The sequence below is a fragment of the Pseudomonas fragariae (ex Marin et al. 2024) genome (genome assembly GCF_059621105.1).
The window spans coordinates 867601-885850 of the sequence record NZ_CM184369.1; the positions used below are offsets into that span (position 1 = coordinate 867601).

At 56.0% G+C, this 18250-nt stretch carries 16 protein-coding genes and 1 pseudogene; 4 read left to right on the forward strand and 13 right to left on the reverse strand.

All coding sequences use genetic code 11. The annotated features are described in order from the left end of the window. Window position 1: 1 nt before the first annotated feature. From AC54XV_RS03825 to AC54XV_RS03835, 3 genes are read right to left on the reverse strand one after another with little or no spacing between them, the layout of a single operon-like run. Window positions 2–1393, reverse strand: coding sequence for an integrating conjugative element protein (locus AC54XV_RS03825; RefSeq protein WP_496717930.1), 1392 nt, complete (start codon window positions 1391–1393; stop codon window positions 2–4). Beyond that, entirely contained in the window at window positions 1390–2328 is a 939-nt protein-coding gene (locus AC54XV_RS03830) for a TIGR03756 family integrating conjugative element protein (protein ID WP_496717932.1), read from the reverse strand. The genes AC54XV_RS03825 and AC54XV_RS03830 overlap by 4 nt, the downstream gene beginning before the upstream one ends. Further along, window positions 2325–2798: a TIGR03757 family integrating conjugative element protein gene (locus AC54XV_RS03835; RefSeq protein WP_496717934.1), complete on the reverse strand. Its 474-nt coding sequence runs from the start codon at window positions 2796–2798 to the stop codon at window positions 2325–2327. The genes AC54XV_RS03830 and AC54XV_RS03835 overlap by 4 nt, the downstream gene beginning before the upstream one ends. Before the next feature lie 417 nt (window positions 2799–3215). Here AC54XV_RS03835 and AC54XV_RS03840 point away from each other — a divergent pair, with 417 nt between their 5' ends. The 3 genes and pseudogenes from AC54XV_RS03840 (at window position 3216) to AC54XV_RS03850 (ending at window position 3957) form a co-directional block, all read left to right on the forward strand. Continuing rightward, window positions 3216–3431, forward strand: a complete 216-nt coding sequence (locus AC54XV_RS03840) for a hypothetical protein (protein ID WP_087672712.1) — start codon at window positions 3216–3218, stop codon at window positions 3429–3431. Next, a pseudogene (locus tag AC54XV_RS03845) lies at window positions 3428–3652 on the forward strand (hypothetical protein). The gene AC54XV_RS03840 and the pseudogene AC54XV_RS03845 overlap by 4 nt, the downstream one beginning before the upstream one ends. A 53-nt stretch (window positions 3653–3705) precedes the next feature. Further along, entirely contained in the window at window positions 3706–3957 is a 252-nt protein-coding gene (locus AC54XV_RS03850) for a hypothetical protein (RefSeq protein ID WP_176394376.1), read from the forward strand. 273 nt (window positions 3958–4230) lie between these two features. Here the strand turns inward: AC54XV_RS03850 and AC54XV_RS03855 are convergent, their stop codons facing one another. After that, window positions 4231–5646, reverse strand: coding sequence for a DNA cytosine methyltransferase (locus tag AC54XV_RS03855; protein WP_496717936.1), 1416 nt, complete (start codon window positions 5644–5646; stop codon window positions 4231–4233). A 506-nt stretch (window positions 5647–6152) separates the two neighbouring features. Between AC54XV_RS03855 and AC54XV_RS03860 the strand changes: the two genes are divergently transcribed. After that, window positions 6153–9920, forward strand: a complete 3768-nt coding sequence (locus tag AC54XV_RS03860; protein ID WP_496717938.1) for an anti-phage protein Upx-like protein — start codon at window positions 6153–6155, stop codon at window positions 9918–9920. 26 nt (window positions 9921–9946) lie between these two features. On the opposite strand, the gene AC54XV_RS03865 is transcribed toward AC54XV_RS03860, so the two are convergent. Genes AC54XV_RS03865 through AC54XV_RS03905 form a run of 9 tightly spaced genes read right to left on the reverse strand, consistent with a single transcriptional unit; the run spans window position 9947 to window position 18240 of the window. Beyond that, the gene (locus tag AC54XV_RS03865) at window positions 9947–10363 is read right to left on the reverse strand and encodes a hypothetical protein (RefSeq protein ID WP_103392881.1); all 417 of its coding nucleotides are present in this window, start codon (window positions 10361–10363) and stop codon (window positions 9947–9949) included. After that, window positions 10360–11055 carry a DsbA family protein gene (locus AC54XV_RS03870; RefSeq protein WP_496717940.1) on the reverse strand — a complete coding sequence of 232 codons (696 nt, stop codon included), beginning with the start codon at window positions 11053–11055 and terminating at the stop codon, window positions 10360–10362. The genes AC54XV_RS03865 and AC54XV_RS03870 overlap by 4 nt, the downstream gene beginning before the upstream one ends. Then, the gene (locus AC54XV_RS03875) at window positions 11052–11351 is read right to left on the reverse strand and encodes a hypothetical protein (protein ID WP_496717942.1); all 300 of its coding nucleotides are present in this window, start codon (window positions 11349–11351) and stop codon (window positions 11052–11054) included. The genes AC54XV_RS03870 and AC54XV_RS03875 overlap by 4 nt, the downstream gene beginning before the upstream one ends. After that, on the reverse strand, window positions 11348–14356 hold the full coding sequence (locus tag AC54XV_RS03880) for a conjugative transfer ATPase (RefSeq protein WP_496717944.1): 3009 nt from the start codon (window positions 14354–14356) through the stop codon (window positions 11348–11350). The genes AC54XV_RS03875 and AC54XV_RS03880 overlap by 4 nt, the downstream gene beginning before the upstream one ends. After that, complete coding sequence (locus AC54XV_RS03885; RefSeq protein ID WP_496717946.1) at window positions 14356–14811, reverse strand: TIGR03751 family conjugal transfer lipoprotein; 456 nt, start codon at window positions 14809–14811, stop codon at window positions 14356–14358. The genes AC54XV_RS03880 and AC54XV_RS03885 overlap by 1 nt, the downstream gene beginning before the upstream one ends. After that, window positions 14789–16273 (reverse strand): TIGR03752 family integrating conjugative element protein, encoded by a 1485-nt coding sequence (locus tag AC54XV_RS03890; RefSeq protein ID WP_148193545.1) that lies wholly within the window; start codon window positions 16271–16273, stop codon window positions 14789–14791. Before AC54XV_RS03890 ends, AC54XV_RS03885 begins: the two co-directional genes overlap by 23 nt. Next, the gene (locus tag AC54XV_RS03895; protein WP_148193546.1) at window positions 16263–17186 is read right to left on the reverse strand and encodes a TIGR03749 family integrating conjugative element protein; all 924 of its coding nucleotides are present in this window, start codon (window positions 17184–17186) and stop codon (window positions 16263–16265) included. Before AC54XV_RS03895 ends, AC54XV_RS03890 begins: the two co-directional genes overlap by 11 nt. Continuing rightward, entirely contained in the window at window positions 17183–17851 is a 669-nt protein-coding gene (locus AC54XV_RS03900) for a PFL_4703 family integrating conjugative element protein (RefSeq protein ID WP_148193547.1), read from the reverse strand. Before AC54XV_RS03900 ends, AC54XV_RS03895 begins: the two co-directional genes overlap by 4 nt. Beyond that, a complete protein-coding gene (locus tag AC54XV_RS03905; protein ID WP_003435722.1) occupies window positions 17848–18240 on the reverse strand; it encodes a TIGR03750 family conjugal transfer protein in 393 nt (130 codons plus the stop codon). The genes AC54XV_RS03900 and AC54XV_RS03905 overlap by 4 nt, the downstream gene beginning before the upstream one ends. Window positions 18241–18250 lie beyond the last annotated feature (10 nt).

The window sequence follows — 18250 nt, forward strand, 5'->3', positions numbered from 1 at the left end:
GTCAGTTACCTTTTGCAGGGTTCTGCAGCTGATCGAGGCGGTCGGGCGTTGGATCCCCTTGAAAGATACCTTTGGAGCTGTCCTTGCGGCTCTGAGCCCTCTGTAGGATGGCTGTCGGTGAGTTGCTGGCCAAGCTGCGACGCATATCCAACTCGGTCTTGAGGTTGTCAATTTCCTGTTGCAGGCTGCTGTTCTGCTGACTGACCGCCTGCAGGGCCACATCGTTGGCGGCAATGTTCGGTTCTTTGCTGCCGGTGAACATAGTGCGCTGAAGCAGTAGCGCTTTGCCGAGAACCTCAGATAACGCTACCTCTGAAGCAAGACGTTTTGCGAGAATGTCCTGGTCATGCTCAGTCCTGAGTGCCTCGACCACTCCACGGGTAACAGGCAGAGAATCGCTGCTCGCTGCAGTCAAGTTTTCTGAAGTGAGGGCCTTGCTGCCCGAGATCAATTCCTGCAGCGCCTTGAGCTTGGAGTCGTAGGATTCCTGTATGAGAGGTGTGAGGCCAACGCCGGCAGTGGAGGTTGTTTTGGTGCAATCCTCACAAGTGCGTTGTTGTTGCTCTCCCAGTACCCGATTGGCGAACGTGGTAGCTGCCTGAGGCGAGGACCAGGTGGAACACACCATGCCGTTGTTGCAGGCCGAAGGACTAATGGACGATGTATCGGCAGCGCCTCGTCCGTTCAGCAAGTTGTATCCCGCTCGGGTAACGTCGCCTACGACTTTGATAGGTTGCTGGCCAGATCCGCCGGCCTTATTCCCTCCGAGCCACGTAATACCGTCATTCCCTCCCTGCTTTTCGACCTGTGCAACGGCTGAGACAGCATCTGTGTTCCCGTTTTTCACCGCCTGACTCATAGCCTGGCCCTCGGCGATCTTGTTCCAGCCCATCTGTCCTCCGGCGACATCGAGCATCTTGTCAGCAATGGCACGGCAAGTGCCTTTGGAGCGGTCGAAGTCAAGACGACCCTGCAGAATGCCGTTGGTGAGCAGGTTGTACAAAGCCGGATTAGCCCGCTGGATAATCAGGCCTGGCAGTGATGAAACGGCGCTGGTAGCGTTTGAGATCATCGACCCCATGATCGTCTGAAATCCGGAAGTTGCTCCATTCAACTGATTTTGAAGCGTGTTGTTCATGCTCATGTTTCCGCAGACCAGATTGCTGTTCCAGCCTCCGCCGATGCTGATGCTATCCATGTTCCCCGCCGTACCCATAGTCACTGCGTTGCCGCCTCCGACGCTGTACAACACATCGTCACCGATCACACTGCCTGCCGAGCTTGCATTGATTCCCGGCGTCTCAGCGAAAGCACTGTGGGCTGCCAGAGTGCTCATGAATGCAATAGTCAGGAAAGCAGCGCGGCGCATAGTTGAAGTGCTCTTGATCATCATTGAAAGTCCGTACTGCCAAGAAAGGTTTGTCCTTCCCGCTTGCAGCAGGAATACGGGCGCCATAACGCCCAGGCGTAACCACCATCGGTTGCCTGCACACGGGACTGGGAGTTTGGAAATACCGCACAGCTTTGACTGAGGGTCGGCGTGAGCTCTTGCCACTTACCGGTGGTAGCGTCGGTCTCCATCAATTCTCCTGCAGGCCAGTAGCCTGGCTGGGGCTTTGCCAGGAGCGGTTGATAGACATGAACCTGACCGCTGCGAGTGACCACGTCACCTACACGCTGCGCGATCACTGATGCCGCCTTGTAATCGTCGGCTTGATGGATAAAACCACTGCGAGGGTAGACGCTTCCCCACATATCCCCCGACGTGAGACCACCCACCTCTCGACGGCCGGGAATCAGGGCTTCTGGATACACTGATTCTGGAACTCCGTAACGCCAGGCGACGGTGTCCAAGGTGCTCAGCAGGTAGGGCATATAGGGCGTTGCAGCGCCTTGACAGGCATAGCCCGAGGCGCTGGCAAACTTACTGAATGTTGCTCCCCCGGGGTGGCCTATGACGTCAGCGTTTTTGAATTTTGCCAGGCTATTCTCGTTATTGTGATTAGTGGTTCCGTCACCGCCATCCTGGGCGAATGAAGTGGGTGAGCTCAACGAAGAGACTTCCACCCAAGGGTTTTCACCGGTATTCGAGTAGCTTGAGACCACGGCGTCTGGAACGAAGTGACGAACCTTGGTCGACGTCTTCACCTTGCATCCAAACGGAGTGCAGAGCAGCCAGTAGCAGATCCCGACCACCTTGTACTCCAGGCAGTCAGGTGACAGGGTTGAGGCGACCAGGTTGGCAGATGTCACCGTGCCCGCTGCTGCCGGCCAGGTTGTGATCGACAGTGCCAGGGCTGCCCATGCTGGAGGCTTTGGCAAGTTCATCGCGGTGCCTCCCCCCGGCCAGTTGCATTTTGGTATTTGGCGGCGGCGCGCCACTGGGCAATCCGATATTCAGCGGCCGTAGCGTTGGTTTCCCCGTACACAACAAACTTGCGGTCGACCACCACTGCAGGGACCTTCGTTACCCCCATGCTCCAGGCGTCTACGAGGTTTTGTTGAGCCAAAGCCAGATCTCGTTGCAAGCGCTGTGCATCGCTGCTCATGAGGCGTTGCTGCATGATCGCGATGGCTTGTTGCTGGTTCGCCGGCAGTCCTTCCGACAGCTTGGCTTCGAGCCGTTCGGATTCGTCGAGGAGGATCAGCCGGACATGTGCCGGTGCCTGAACTGGGTGGTTCCGGTCGGTAACGATCCACGTCTCTGCGTTCGCGAGGGGGACCTGTATGGCCGCAATCAAGATCAGTAAGGCCATGCGGTTCTTGCCGCTGAGGCGGTAGGGGCTGGAGGGTGGCATTAGGCAGTACCTGCAAGTGGTGTCAGGTACAGAAAACGCGATTAATGAACTGTCGTCAGTAGGAAACCGTTATCGGGACGGTTGGGGTTTGGTGGCGCCTGTATGGACCGTGCGCCTGCCATCGAGCAGCAGGCACGGTAGTGGTGTCGGTAAACAGTGCAGCAAGCGGGCCTGCAAGCTTACGGTCGAGCTTTTGCTGCGAGCCGGTTATCATGGTGGAGGATGTTTCGGGTGCTGTCTCGCTGGACCACTGCACTGTTGTTACGGAGCACACAGTTGCATCGGAAAAGACCTTTCGCACCCAGTGCCGACCGCCAATCTGGCTGCCGCACAGCTTCACTCCAAACCTCGCTTCGTGCGGGGCTTGGCAATTAGAAATACACGACTTTTGCATCGAAAAGACAGAAGGAACGTCTTATGAAATTAGCAGTGGCTCAATTGATTGCGGTTTTGGCTTCTATAGGTCTGGGGGAAGCAGGGCAGCGCACTGCAGATCTGGCGTACAGCGAGGCATGTATTATTGCTCTGCTATTGGGGTTTGTTCTGATGATGGCAGCACTTGCGCGCGAGGTCTTTGAAGTGCTGCGTGAAAAGTCATTGATAGGTCAGAACAGAGCGGAAAATCTACGATGAAAGACAATGATCCAAGCGTCCAAATCATGGAACGTGCCCGTCAACGCATCGAGAACGTGGCCATAGCTGGCGACTTGGAGGTGATGCTCCATGTTGCAGCTCAAGCTCAGGGGTAGATCGGCGCTCTGCAGGCAGAGAGTTTGCTGGGTGAAGAACAGTGCGAAACGCTTGACGTAGAGCTGAAGTCTGCCGTTTCCAATTGGAATGGTGATCCAGCATAGGCCATATAAGCAGCCTATTGCCGCGAGGCCCCATCAGGATAGGAGATTTAGCCATGACCGATCTCAGCGGAGCTCTGCGCGCAACTGCCACTAAGTGGCGAGATCTCAACCAGGATCACCATGGCGGCATTGTGCTGATCTGGCAAGGCGAGGTATACGGTTGGAAGGATTCATTGCGTGACGCGAGCCATGAGCGCCCGGGTGTATTCGCTGTGGATGAAACTGGCCACATTTTCATCGCCGAAGGAGGTGATGAATATAATGGTGCAAAAGGCTGGGTAGCGGCTGACCTGGACAAACAGTAGGTAATGCGATGAAAACATTTCTGCTTTATTTATTGCTCATTTTTGGCGGTACGGCTGCGGTCGTAGCCGGTACGGTGGCTTTGGGGTATGACTCGCTTAGCGCATTGACCGGCTGGGACAGTAGAGGGACTCCGGAGCTCGTATTCATGGCGATCTGCGCTGTAAGTGGCCTTGCATGCTCAGTGAAGATTTGGAAAACCCACAAGCAACTTGGCTGGTACTAAAACCTTTCGAGGATAGCCCGGCGCTACCCATAAGGTAGGCCGGACGTTTTCAAGCCGCCATCACACCTGCCGGTGTGGCAGTTCTGTGCAGCTTCGTTATCAACTTTCCTACAGCGGCCGCTATCGCTTCGAAAGCGGTATAGATGACAGATTGACCCAGTATTTCGTGGGCTGTGGTGTTGGATACTCCTTCAACGATCTCAACCGGTATGGTTTTGACGCGAGCATGTTCGCTTACCGTCAGAAGCCTGCTGAGCGCCGGGTTTCTTGGGTGTCGAATAAATGGTTCTGTCGATCTTGCCTTCGCGTACCCACGCCCAATACAACCGCATGAGGTTGCTTCAGGTGTCAGTAATTGCCTGCGAAAGCCCTTGCCGCTAGCAATGTCGCGCTCCTCTTTACGTCCCAGGTAGTCATAACACTTCCAGCTTTCATCTGTTTCTGGCACAGCGTCCATGAGATCCTTGAGTGAGCGCTCTTTTGTGCGAAGAGGGGTGATCTGATCCAGTCTCAAAGGCTCAAAAGCCCCCTCCGTGTATGCAACCAAAGCCATCCTGGACCTGCTTTCGAAAGCCCCGAACACGGCACCGTCGAGGATGCACTCGAACAGCCGGTAGCCCAATGACTTCAACACAGATCTGATCACTTCCATCGAAGTGCTGGTCTGGTAATCAGGTACATTTTCGACGATTGCCATGACTGGGTTGGAGTACCGGACAAAGTCCAGAAAGTCTATGAATAACGAGCCCGCGGACGGATGTTGTTCGGCTGAATTGAGTTTGTTTTTGGCCTTGCCTGCACGGGAGGCTCCAGTACAAGGAATGCCCGCAACAACCAAATCACATTCTGGTGTGCCCGTGCCGCGCTGTACGTCCCGGACATCTGCACAGATTGCGAATGAAGTGTCTCGCCAAAGCATTGGGTTGTTGCGCAGGCTGGCGTCCAGGTACTGATCTTCAACCTCAATACCTATCCTGACAAACGTATCAATTCCTGAACGCGCCAGGCCGGCGTGTATCGCACGATCCAGCACGCCTCCACCGTGAAACAGACTGCATACCGCCAGTGGTTCTTGGGCATCGAGCTTGCGCTTCATTCGCGCCAGACGCTCTTCAATCCTCTTGTCATTGTCGAGGGGGGTGATGATGATCCTTCCCAAACGAATGACAACTCGGACTTTCTCTGCGGTCTTGAACAAGCTTCTGAGTAAGGCTGTCCGGATCTCGATGAGGGGTGTCGTGATTCCATTTTTAACCCGCCTGGAGACCGTGACATCGCCTGTGTTGAACTCTGGTGATGTGGCTGGCACGAGTTCCAGCCTAGTCTGTCCTTCTAGGCGGATGAGTGAAAAACGAGTTCCTATTTCGATGCCGGCATTTAAAAGCTTTTGGCCCTCAAGCCAAATACGTGGGACGCCGCGGGCTTCCCCTATCTTAGGGGTGATGAGCAGTGAGAAGGTATTCATGTAGGGTTCTCAAAAAGGGAACCCGGCCCAATGGGAGGATTCCCATTGGGTTGATGAAGTGAGGAGTGTGCAGCCACCAACGTCAGTTGGCCGCTCGCGCTTCCGGTTGCTTTGCGAGCTTTGGGGATGTTCACGCAGACAGCTGCGTCGAGGCCACTAGTAGGTAGCCCTCATTACGGGTTTGAAGCTGAAGTTACCTATCCAGGCTCTTACAAGTTCGCCAGTTGTGTCAAGGGCGGAATCGGTACGTTCGGCACCGTCTATCAACCCAGTTCATGAAACGCTGGCAAGGGCGCGCGCGTTTTTCTCCAAAGCTACGATGGTTTTCATGCGCAGCGTGCATGCGTCCGCTTTGGCCAAGCACCTGTCGCAAGGCTGCACATGCTCCCTACTAGCGTTATTCAATCGAGCCTTGCATAGTGCATCCGAATCTTGCTGTGCAATTCCACCCTGGCCAGCGTTTTGCTCGAAACCACAACTATAACGGGTGCTTCAAAGGATTGAATATGGACACGCAGGATCCGGAATTCGGCCCATACCAAGTGGATTATGGCTCATTACTAACTGAGATGGCGAAAGGATTCGGCCAACAATCTCTCGGTTCGCTAATGGCAGCTTGTTCGCCACTGCCTAAAAAGTTGGACGGTTTTTGCCCGGTGAAAAGTGCGGCGGCGTTCGGTGGGCTGCTGCTTCGTGCGGATTGCCAAAAACACTGTCTACGTATTGAGCTTTTGATTCACATGGCCATCGCGGCGGGCAATGGTAAACGATCGTTGCCTCCAGAAATGATGGTGCACGGTTTTCACGTGGCAGGTAGTGCGGTGGGTGTATTGGAGGATCCTCCGGAGGACGTACTGGTCCAGAACATCAGCTCCAGACGCGGTAACTACCGAATCCTCTCTGGCATCTGGGAGGGCGCAGGCTTTTATCTGCAACGTTTTGTCAACTTACTTGACGAGATGCCTGTCGAGGGGAATTTCAAAGTCATAGCCGATACGGGGCACGCATTGTTGAAGGTGTCGGATCTGCTCTGCTCAAGGGCGGGACTTAGCCGTAATCTGCGCGGCGCCGAAATGGGCCTCACTAGCCTGCCTTTGCGAATGGCGTCTAAGGCAGCGGAATTACGTAATGGGGTCGGACTTACTGCCGCAGACTTGCGGGCAATTGACGTAGATGTCGAAGATCTACGCCCATTCATGTTCACTCCCCAGCTCAGGCAGGGGCTGAGCGAGCAATCATTCGGCAATACTGATTTGGAGCGTCGCCCATTGGCAATGGTCGGCGATACCCTGTATCTCGTGTTGCCGACCGCAGTGTCTCTAGCCATCCGTTGGTGGTGTCTGCGCAGCTTTAGCGTTCCTTATTTGCGCGCATCGCTGCGATACAACCTGGCCATCGAATACGTCCAGTTACTACATGATGCCGTGCCGTTGACCTCCAGGCAGCCGCTGTCATTCACGAATGAACAGGCAGCGCCTTTGGCGCACCTGACTCGTATGGTAGACGCTGGCCGCTGGCTCAACATGGTGTTTGTGCTAGATAGCCTCCAGAATTTTGCCGATGGCGGTTTCGCCGGCGTTGACAAGATGACCGAGTTAGTCGCGCCCGATGTTTCTCGGATCGTGGAGCAAGCCCAGCAACGGGCGAGCGAGAGTGCGGGGTTTGAAAGCGGCATCACTTTGCTAGTTTGCTGTGGGGTCGGGCGTGGCATGGGCATGTCGTTCGTCGCACCGCCACGAGCGGACTGGAAGATCGAGGCGATCGCCATCCACGATCTTTGTACGCTGAGCCATATTAATGGTTTCAAGACACTGGATCTGTGGCGGTTGTGGGAATCTGAGATGCGGCTGCAGGGCAGCAACGTCTGGCTGCAGAACGCCAACGGACTCCTAAATATGTACGCGTGGACGGATGCGCTCAATGGCCACATGATTCCGCATGCCGAGATCCCGGTCGAGGCTAGTGTAACCAGCCTTGTGGTATCAATCACACAAAACGGTCTTCTGGATCTTCGTCATCGGGCGCTTCTTGCCACAGACGAACACGCGCGGGAATACGTGGATGGCTCCTGGTTTATCATCCGAAAAGAGGAGTCTAGCTACTTCGACGAGGATGACCTTCAACCGCTGTACGGTAGCGTCAATGCGCCAGGGCGGCCTAAAGGGGCGTTCTTGACTACCAAGCGCTGCTGGTGGAGTGAGTTAGCGTCTCCCATTGGGGGACCGGACACGGAAAGCTATGATCGCTGGAAGATGGTGGCCACCTGGTTGGTCCGATGCGCGCCGGTGCTGGAACGTGTGCTGGCGCAGCAACTTGGCCATGGGCCTATCTTATGGCGGTGCGTCTTTGTCTACCCGCCTCTGGCCGCAGATCTGTCCGAGTGGGGCAACGAAGCAGATGCCAAGGAAGCGATCACCTGTCGGCTGGACCCACAGTTGCGGACGGTCGAGCTGTTAATCGACCAAGGCCTCGATCAGGCTATCTACCATCCCGAGAACATCGCCGAGCGCGCATTGGTCCGGGCATTTGTAGAAGGCGTGGTCACCCTTGCCGGTGCGGCGTCTGAACTGGTCGAGTCACTTGTGGCACAGATCGTGCCGAACACTAAGGCGCGGCATGCCCATGTATTTCCGGTGCGTAGCTATCGCGATGCAATTACCGAGCTTGCAAGTCGTTCCCTGATCACTATTAGTCGGCTGGACGACGCAGCGGACTGCTTGGGTATGGGCTGGGCAGTGCGCGGGCGCGAGCTCGGCGGGCGGATAACAGGCAAGGCGGAGTGCCTTGCCTACTTTGGGCAGTTAGTCGGGCAACTGCAGCGAGATCTTTGTGAGCAATTACGACGCTTCGACAGGGAGAGCGTGGTGCGCGCAGTGCTAGAAAATCATGAGGTGGCGGGTGTTTCGCGGGATCGCTGGCACCGTACAGCCGCAGCAGTCCTGGCCTTGCGCGAGAACCAGACGGGGGCGTTGAGTGCTATGCGCGATCATGAGTACACGCTCAATGCCGTCTTCCAGCCAAGCCGAAACCTGCTGGAAATGGCGCTGTGCGAATCGCCTCTGGGCACGTGCAAGCCACTAGGCAAATTGGACTTGGCAAAATTGCTGGCTAAGGCGTCGCGGCTTTACCACATTGGAGGCTGGTCGGATTTAATCCGCTGGGACCTGATGAAGCCGATTGTGATCATCCGGCCGCTCGGCGATGTTCATGTGCAACAGGATTTTATCGACACGGTGATGGAAGGTTACGGCTCGGCAACCAGCGCCTATCGCTACCAGGCATCGGTGCGACGCTATGACAAGAACCTACAACAGCCAAAGGTCGCGGCAAGCGTGCAACAGGACATCGACACTCAGTTTAACCAAGCCTGGCTGGAGGAATTTGGCGTTGATCTGGATGCTTACCGGCGATTCTTAGATGCCCTCGAGGATTATGGGATCGACCAGCAGCAGGCAGTGCTGGATATACGGCGCTCGCAGGTATTGACCATGGCGGACTCGATCGAGACGGGGCTAACGATACTCGAGCACTTCGTGCTGGCTCCCCGCCGAGCCTGGGCCGATGTACCGCATGGGTACGATCAAAAGGATATCGATCCTTGGCGCTTCCGTCGGCGGCTAAGCGCATTACGTCGACCGATCTTCCAACTCGACCTTGAGGACGACCCTGTGCTGATCCTTGCACCCGGCCTGGTGCGTGAAGGGTTCGCCGCGACGGTGCAGAGCTACTACAGTGGCAGCTACCCAGACCGGCATTTGGGGAGCGCGATGAGACGCTACGCAGGCTATGCGCGTAATAGAGATGGCATGGCCTTCAATGCGAAGGTGCTGGCTCGACTGACGGAGCTAGGCTGGCAGACGGCAGCCGAACTCAAGCTTACCAAGATCCTGAAGCAAAGCCTGGACCGTGACTATGGAGATGTTGATGTCCTTGCCTGGAGCCCGGAGCAAAAGCGCGTCCTCATCATCGAGTGCAAGGACCTGCAGTTTCGTAAGACCTACGGGGAAATTGCCGAACAGCTAAGCGATTTTCGCAACGTAGAAGTAAACGGCAAGCGTGATCTGCTCAGAAAGCACTTGGACCGAGTGCGTGTACTGCGGGAATATCAGGGCCGAGTGGGTGCCTTTGTTGGCATCGCAGGAGATTTTACAGTGGAAAGCGTAGTTGTCTTCAGCTTCCCGGTCCCAATGCAGTTTGCCAGCGGGGCCATCCGCGAACTAGCTCAGCTGCATACCTATAGCTCCTTAGACGACCTCACAGAACGCTTACGGTAGTTTTGCAGGAGTTTTATCGGAAGGAATCAAACCAGCTTCAGGTATGGAATGTCCTGCCAATCTGCGTGGAACATCCAGTATCTGAACTCTTCAATGCTTTGACCACTTCTTGATTGGAGGTTGGCCAACCGTCCCGTCAAACGCTGGCACTGCGCCGGCTGATCCTCGTTATCTGGATCTTCCTCGCGCCACTCCAGCACATAGTCGCTATTGAAGCTGTCTGGATCGAATACCTTGTATACGTGGGATCTGTGCGCCCAGTTAAGGTAATCATGATCGCGCCATCCTTGGGGCAGTCGCATTGCGAAATCGCGACTGTCGGTGATTCCATAATAGTCGGGGTAGTTGCAGTCGCCGTTCCAGACGAAGCTCCAGTACACTCTACCTAGGACTGGGTGGCATGAGCTGACCAATACTTCGCTCTTAAAGACGTTTGTGTTCACTGGTGATCACCAGCGGCCGGCCTCGCAGCTAGCCAATCTATTGCGGAAAGAAGCACGTCACCGTCAGGTGCTCCCTGCAGCTTGATCGAGCGGCCAGATTGTTTGTCCTTGATGACTAGCGTAGGTGTGGCCGTGATGCCGTCCTGGCTTGCCTTGTGAGCCTGGCTAATGACTGCCTGTTGCACGGACGGGTTGCTCGCAGCACAGGTATCGATCAAGTGCTGTCGATCTTCAAGCCCGGGGATCTGCGGATTGCCCGCAGTTCCGTTACCGTTTGACCGAGTACGCTGATAAATGAGCTCGACTGCGAGCCAGAAGGCGTCATTGCCTCTCTCGATCCCCGCGCACTCGGCCCACCGAGCTTCATAGCTCGCTGCAGGCTCATGCATCGACAGGGGCAGATGGTGCCACTGAAGATTCACGTCCGAATGCTGATCAATCCAGGCTTTGAGGCGTGGGAAGTAATCCTTGCAGTAGGGGCATTCCAGATCTGCATATTCGACGATGGTGAAACGGGCCTCACGGCTCCCGTAGACCCATCCGCCACTTTGTCTTTTCTGATCGGCTGCCGGCGCCACGGGGCCACCTGTGACGCCAGGCTTATTCTGCAGCTCGGTCAGCAGAAAAGGTGAGATAGCCAAGGCGACCGCACCGATGCAGTAGAGGATTTGCCGGCGCGTCGGTCGCTTCATGCGGAGGCCTCTTTGTCGAGGAGCTGTTTTGCCAGCAGCTCCTGATCCAGCAGCGTCAGAAGAGCTTTCTGGGCGCTTACAGGCTGAGGGTGATGCTCAAGCCACTGATCCAAAGCTTTGTGCAGTTGAGACTGAATCTCTCGGCGATCTACCGCTACATGTTTGACGACTTGTAAGTGCTCGATCAGTACCGGCGCGCAGATTTTCAATGCGAGCAGGGAGTCTTCCTGCGGGCACTGAAGTATTTGAGTCAGACTGTCGATCAGGTTTTGAGTCAGGGCATCCATGGCTCTCATGCCAGGTTCTCCAATGCACGGGGTGTTGGGAATGTAATGTTCAGGGGTTCAATACCTCGTTTCCGGTCGAGATCTGCAGCTACTTCCAGGGCAGCTCCCAACTCGTCGACACCCATGGACTGCATCAGGTCGTAACGCTGTTTTTTCTCTTCCGGCTCGGTCATGGCCAGTGCCAGGTACAGGCTCGGCGGAACTGCGCGAAACAGGACTTCCATCGATTTCGAAAGAACAACGCCTTCGGTGTATTTACCGCTCTCTTTGCGTGCTGACAGCATCAAGCCCTTCTGGGCAGGTGTGAGCTCACGGAAACGGGAGATCTTTTCCACTTCGTCAGGCGGCATGTTCAAACAGATCCACCACTCGATCATGTTGAGCATTGGTGCAGTTGAGGGAGGAAAGTCATCCATGTTCTGTGTTGCCAGCCAGAACCAGGCTCCGAGCTTTCGCCACATTTTGGTGATCTTCATAATGTAAGGGGCGAGGAGGGGGTTTTTGGTAATGATGTGGCCTTCGTCTGTCACGTTGACCAGAGGACGGCCCTTGTACTGATCACGCTCCGCTATGTTGTTCACGGTGTTGATCAGTGAGATGTAAGCGATCGACAACTGGGCGTTGTAGCCCTCACGTGCGTAGGTGGCCAGGTCGACGATGGTCAGATCTGCCTCAGGCCAAGGCGTACCAGTACGGTTGAACATCTCCCCGTCGGCGCCCATGCAAAACATGTCCATGGCTTCGGCCATTTCAAGCATGCGATTGCGTCTCCCCTCAGGAATGGAGGTGTCTTCACCGGCCGCGCGCAACGCATTGCGGACATCTTCCGTCAGGACGGTGCGATCGGCGTCGGAACAAATTCTGGCCGCTGCAAGGATGCACTGTCGGATTACGCTGCGGTCAGCCCGGGTCAGCCGAGCTTCCTCTTTTTCCTCACCGCCGGTGATCATCAAGCGAGCTACGATTTCCATCTCGCCGAGGACATCCCGTTCATCATCGTCCTCATCGGGCTTGGCATTCATGTCCTCGTCAGAGCTTTCTAGGTCATCAGCGTCCAAGGTCTTGACCTGGCTCGGGGTGTTTACCAATCGAATAGCGTCGGCGAACGGAGCCAGGCTAACGCCCGAGTTCGGGGCCAGCTTGATCCTGTTGACCGTCAACCCAAGCTTTTTCGCGAAATCCCCTAAGAGGCCGAAACTGTTACCCGCCTCGACGATGAACAGGCGGGGAGCGTAAACCGCAATGAGCTGGTTGAGCAGGTTATTCAACGTGGCAGACTTACCTGCCCCTGTGGGGCCGAACAGAAACATGTGGGCATTCATCTGACGGTCCAGCTTGTTGAATGGATCAAATGTCAGTGGAGCCCCACCACGGTTGAATAGCGTGATGCCAGGATGCCCAGTACCACTGGAGCGACCCCACACCGGGCACAGGTTTGCAACATGCTGGGCGAGCATCATCTGCACGTACCAGTCCATGGCTCGCTTTTGATTGACGTCGAAGTTCCCGGGAAGCCAACGCAGGTAGCTGTTGAGCGGGGCCACCTCGTCGTCAGATGCTACGGGTTCCATACCGGCACCCAGCAATGCGTTGGTCAATTGCATGCTGCGCGCGGTGAGCTGTGCTTCGTCATTTCCCTTGAGGTAAAAGGCGATGCTGCCTCGGTACAGCTTGTGCTCACGACCGATCAGTTTCCTGGCATCGTTTACCGCTTCGCGGGTCAGTAGTGAAGCTTGATTGTCACCCACCGACTTGCGTGCCAGCTTTTCAAGATGAGCCTCCAGCACGTCCTGAGGGGTGATGACCAGGGTGATGGCCAACACAGTGTCCTCAGGCAACTTGTCGAACAGGGCATGCAAGGCATCACCGCCTTTACGTGTTTCGCCAGTCAGGTGGCCGGTCTTCGGGGCTTCGCGCAGCCGATCCAGCATGATGACTCTGTGAGGCTGGCCATCGAAGTACCACAAGCCTTTTTGACTGTCGGATTTTGGCTCTCGATAAAAGAGTCCCTGGGCGAAGTCGTCGCCAGTGACCAGTGGGAGATCCTCGCCGGCATCCTCTGTGCGTTTGTTCACCAGTTGAAAGAAGCGATCAAAGTCTTTGAGCGTCGTTCCCAGGTGATCGGGGTGAGGGTTGAACCACTGCAGGAGCCAGTGTCGGATGTCGTAGCCGTCCATCCGTTTGCTTTTAATGCCGGCGTTGGCCAGACCTCCTGTGAAACGCTGACAAATGTTGTCCAGGTGCATGGCAGGGGTTTGGCCACGGAACGCTGCATCACCGACTACCCGGCGATACACGACAACCCGCACGCGGCGTTGCTGGCCACGCCAAGGCAATTTTGAAACTGTGGTGTCTTCAAAAAGACCACCAGGTTTGGCGATTGCATCGAGGTGATGTTTGAAAAGATCCAGGTACAGCTCCGAGAACGGGCTGCCTTTAGCCTGTGGTCGGATGTATTCACGCAGGTTCCGAAGGTAGTCATCCCAGCTGGTTTCGTCCTTCGCGTAGAACTGTACAACCCAAGGTGAGGTATCGAGCTCGTCAAAACTGTTTTGCAGCGCGTTCTCCAAGGCATCGCGCACCTTGCGAAGCCATTCGGGATCACGGCCTTCAGTGCCGATCGGAGTCAGTTCGAAGAATGCTGCCAAGGATTTGCCATCCTCAAGCAGCATCGCTTGCTCAGCTGGCAGGTACTCAATCCATGGAAGGAGGTCGACAAAGCTCGGCTTGACGTCGTACAGCGCGGCGACGTCGCCAACTGTGGCAGGCTTCTGCTTCGGGTTTCTCCAATCGCCTGGCGCGGGTATGCCCTGATCCTCCAGTCGCTTCAGGTAACGTTCAAGGGCAGCATCCACATCGTTTTGATCTGAAGCTTTCAAATCCTCAACCAGATCACCCTCAGGCTGTTCAAGTTCGACCGCTGAAGGCTCGCTCAGCAGAGGGTCGCCCGCTATATCCGTCTGCGTAGCTGAATTGAGGGACGCGCGGCTTTTGAGCCGTTGAAAAAAAGTCATCAGTAGTCCTCGACCCGCTCGCCAGGCATGGCGTACTGCACACGCTGATAGAGAGGGAACACAGTGGTGTAGCCAGGGACTGGTGCTGGATCGGAGCCCGCAAGGTGCGGAAACACATACATGACAAGATCCGGATTGGGCAGTCGTTTGAACTGGCTGTAGATCTCGTTTTGAGCGGTACGGGTGTACGCCGCGCTGTCCTGCAAGGGCTGGGTAGCGCGTACATCGATTGGACGGCGCAACTCCGAACGCGCATCGAGCAACTGCCGGCCACTAGCGCTCCCGGCCGAACCGCTCGTGCCTTGATTCCAGGCGTCCATCATGGTGTTTTGACCATGTGGCAGCATTTGCTCTTTGTTTGTCGAGCATCCAGCCAGCAATCCCGCGGTGAGAACGCAATACAACAGCGCGCTGCGCGCTGACCCCAAGTGATCAATCCAGGTTGGCATTGGCATGGTTCGCTCCTGAGGCGTACTTGACCTTGCGGCCTTTGAGTTCGTAGTCAATTTCCAGCTCTTGATCGATGTGCAGCGAGACTTGCGCACCAGGCAGTACATAAATGGCCGCGAACGCTTGTCCATAGAGTTTGTTAACCCAGCTCGAAACGTCCGTGACTCCTTGGGTCAGGATCTTTCCCATCGCCTCGTTACCAGACAAACCGGTGCTACCCAGCGTCCCAGAAGCGTTCGAGACGTAAGAGGAGGTGCTTCCCTCGGTCTTGATCAACGATGCTGCTCCAGCACCGGCTGCGGTAATGAGGGCTTGTGAGCCGATGTACTGCTGAGCATTGCTGCGTCGCTCGCCCGCGATACAGGGAATGCCGTATGGATCACTGATCCAGCCCAGACCACCCTGGATGGGTTGTTGGTCTCCAGAGTTGTTCTGGTTGTTGTTCTGTTGATTCCCGCCCTGAACCGGTGCTGGCAGCGTGCGGACCGTGCCGTCGGTAAACACGAAGGTCAGACTTTTGATCTGCCCCCGCACGCATGAGAGGGTCCAGTCGCCGGATGCTGTACCGCTGGCCACGGCACCCGCTACGTCGGGAAGGTCGATGCCATTGGCGGTCAGGTTGTCGGGACCGATCAGGACCTTGAACGGGTAGGGGTCATTAACCGTCCCATCAACAGGGACTCGCCCAATCAGCGCTGACATGGCCACAGATCCCATCAACGTCGAGTTCTGAGGCAGGGTATAGGCACGACGTACCTTCTTACGTTCCTGTTGCTGGCCACCCATGTCATCGCGGACAGACTGAGCGCCTGTTGTGAGCGCTTTCTGGCCTCGGTCTACGGACTCGCCGAAGGCTGTAGGAAAGCTGTAGGCGCTGGCTGGGACGCTATTGCCGGCAGTGATCGGTTTACCGTTACTGTCCAGGGCCGTCGCGTCCTGTGGATCAATCCACACGATGTCTGAACCGCTTGTTTCCGATTTGAACTGTTGGCCATCACCAGGCTGAACACCCAAACCAATCGGTAGGTCCGAATTGGAATTACTGTTTTGTCCCATTCGGGTCAGTTCATCCATCTGTTTGCGCAAGCCCTCCAGCACGCTCTGCTGTTGCTGCTGACTATCCAGCTTGAACTGCTCCTGTGCGTTTTTAAGGCGCTGTTCGACGTTCTGGTCAACGTTTGCCAGTCGTTGTTTGAGCGTCTCGTTGTCCTGCTTGTAGGCATTGTTCTGCGCAATGACGTCTGTGATCTGTTGCTTGAGCTCGCGTCCTTCAGCGACGACCGTGCGCAGCGTGTCGCTCGGCGTGTCGCCTTCCACACCAAGAGCTTTGGCTTGCTCAGCCGTCAGTTTTGGAGCAGGGGTTTCGGTAATTGGTGCGGGGGCACTTCCCAGTGATTTGATGCCGACGAAAATCACAATCAGGAGGAATGGAATCACCAGGTACTTGAGCAGCGGATTACCTTTCATGCTTCGCTCCTTGCGCTGCACGCGGATCTGCTTGGGTCGCCGAGAATACAGCCGCCTGTGTCAGCCCGTGTCCTCGCGTGACCAAGTACAAGGTCGTGGTGTCACTGGCATCGCCGCGTGATCCAAGGTAAGGATGTTGAAACGCTGCAGTGACGAATTCACCCATGAGCTCGCGAGGGTCAAGCGTGATGCGCTGCGTCGTCTGATTCTGCAGCTTCACAGCAGTCACCCAATAATCATCCAGACGCCATGCACCTAAGGGTGTGGACTTCACAGGTAGAGTGGGAAGCAGGGTGGCCAGATCAAGGTTGCGCTCAACCTTCACCTGGGCGATGCCGTCTACAGGCTCAACGGTGCGCAATGGCGCATAGAGCATCTGGGCTGCATAGCGGGTGAGGGCGACTGGGACGGGAGTTTCTCGCTTGACCACTTCCTCTGGTTCATCGTCTTCATCGCTTGAACGGCTGGATGAGTCCGTGCTCTTCGTAGTGGCTTTGGCTGAGCGTGCTGTAGCAGCCCCTCCATAGCGTGCGGATGTTGTTTCACCTTCCACAATCTTCACCGGCTCCAGCGCTGGTTGGCCCGTAGGGGCCTCTGTAGCAGCGATGTCGACCAGAATGATCTCGCCGGTCTTGGCGTTCTGCAGCTGGAGCCGTGTGGGCTCAATCGCTTCCTTCGCAAACAGGTAGATCGCGCCGCCCGTACTCTGCACCCGCAGTTTTTCAGTCAGCGAGCGCGGGAGTCCAACACGAACATTCTGATCAACGAAGACGATGCGTTCCTGATTGATGCGCAGTGGAATGGCCAGTGGCAATCGCTCCCAGCGGAGAATCTCGACCGCCGAGGCGACTTGGGCGTTACCAGCCACCACCGCCAGTAATGTCGAGCATGTGATTACTCGCAAAACACTCATTTGAAGACTCCTTTCGACGGAGTTGCGGGAGCTTCAACATTGCCCTCGATGCGTTGTGGTGCGCCGTTGTAGCAGTCCCAGACCAAACCGAAGGGATTGGTTTCAGGGTCGACGTCCATACGTACAACGTGGAGCGGATATCTCGCGAGGGCACGCTTGACCAACTGCCCGCCGTAATACTCGTCTGCTGTGATATCGAGCGTGACAGTCCAATCGTCGATAGAGTTGGTCACTGTCCTGATCTCTGGCGAATCTCCATAGCCTCGACCTGGAATTTCGTACACGCCTCGCACGCGCTTGCGTAGCTCACCGCTAGACCTGCGCAGTTCAAAATCACTCTGCAGGTAATGCTTGCAAGATGGCGTGATGTAAGCATCCAGACGGGTGATATTTGCTTGGTAATCCTGCTCGCCGTCGACCGGCCACCGGTTCATCTGCTGAAAGATGTACAGGCCGAATGTGTATACAGATTGGGGAGGGACATCCCACCACATTCGCGTGCTTCCAGACCGCAGATCTGGCGGAACGTGAACGGTCAATTGCTTCGGCGCACTCCACCAGCCGAAACCAAGGCCTGCTGCCACCAGCGCGATCAAGACAATCGCTATCCTCAAGCTGTTGATGTGGGCACGCTGGGAGTCGGCCAACTTCAAGAAACGGCTCATTGTTGCTCGCTCCGGCGGCAAGTCCAGTTGCCTGATCGAAGGACCAGGTTGGCTTTGTTGAATGAGGTCGGGCCTAGCATTGCCGTCTGGAGCTGGACCCTGCGGTAGATCCATGTCTCCGGTCTACCGCGTTTGAGGCGTCGCAAGACCCGAGATGCGATGAGCAGTCCCAATACTCCTCCTATCAGGGCGCACACCACGGGCATTGATGGTGTGATGATGAAGGCCAGCGGCAGACCAATCACAAAGCCTATGCCGCTGCAGCCGAATACGGTTGCCCACATCTCATCAGCCGTAAGACCACCAATCACCACGGGCTGGTTATTCAAGCGACTGGGCAGAAAACGCAGGGTGCCGTCTTCATGCTGATCTTGCTGGAGCTCAGTCATGGGAGCCTCT

Bases quoted from the DNA above. Each gene is read 5' to 3' on its own strand.
- AC54XV_RS03850 (WP_176394376.1), top strand. From the start codon at position 3,706: ATGACCGATCTCAGCGGAGCTCTGCGCGCAACTGCCACTAAGTGGCGA.
- AC54XV_RS03890 (WP_148193545.1), bottom strand. From the start codon at position 16,273: ATGAAAGGTAATCCGCTGCTCAAGTACCTGGTGATTCCATTCCTCCTG.
- AC54XV_RS03895 (WP_148193546.1), bottom strand. From the start codon at position 17,186: ATGAGTGTTTTGCGAGTAATCACATGCTCGACATTACTGGCGGTGGTG.
- AC54XV_RS03900 (WP_148193547.1), bottom strand. From the start codon at position 17,851: ATGAGCCGTTTCTTGAAGTTGGCCGACTCCCAGCGTGCCCACATCAAC.
- AC54XV_RS03880 (WP_496717944.1), bottom strand. From the start codon at position 14,356: ATGACTTTTTTTCAACGGCTCAAAAGCCGCGCGTCCCTCAATTCAGCT.
- AC54XV_RS03840 (WP_087672712.1), top strand. From the start codon at position 3,216: ATGAAATTAGCAGTGGCTCAATTGATTGCGGTTTTGGCTTCTATAGGT.
- AC54XV_RS03825 (WP_496717930.1), bottom strand. From the start codon at position 1,393: ATGATGATCAAGAGCACTTCAACTATGCGCCGCGCTGCTTTCCTGACT.
- AC54XV_RS03905 (WP_003435722.1), bottom strand. From the start codon at position 18,240: ATGACTGAGCTCCAGCAAGATCAGCATGAAGACGGCACCCTGCGTTTT.
- AC54XV_RS03835 (WP_496717934.1), bottom strand. From the start codon at position 2,798: ATGCCACCCTCCAGCCCCTACCGCCTCAGCGGCAAGAACCGCATGGCC.
- AC54XV_RS03870 (WP_496717940.1), bottom strand. From the start codon at position 11,055: ATGAAGCGACCGACGCGCCGGCAAATCCTCTACTGCATCGGTGCGGTC.
- AC54XV_RS03885 (WP_496717946.1), bottom strand. From the start codon at position 14,811: ATGCCAATGCCAACCTGGATTGATCACTTGGGGTCAGCGCGCAGCGCG.
- AC54XV_RS03830 (WP_496717932.1), bottom strand. From the start codon at position 2,328: ATGAACTTGCCAAAGCCTCCAGCATGGGCAGCCCTGGCACTGTCGATC.
- AC54XV_RS03855 (WP_496717936.1), bottom strand. From the start codon at position 5,646: ATGAATACCTTCTCACTGCTCATCACCCCTAAGATAGGGGAAGCCCGC.
- AC54XV_RS03875 (WP_496717942.1), bottom strand. From the start codon at position 11,351: ATGAGAGCCATGGATGCCCTGACTCAAAACCTGATCGACAGTCTGACT.
- AC54XV_RS03860 (WP_496717938.1), top strand. From the start codon at position 6,153: ATGGACACGCAGGATCCGGAATTCGGCCCATACCAAGTGGATTATGGC.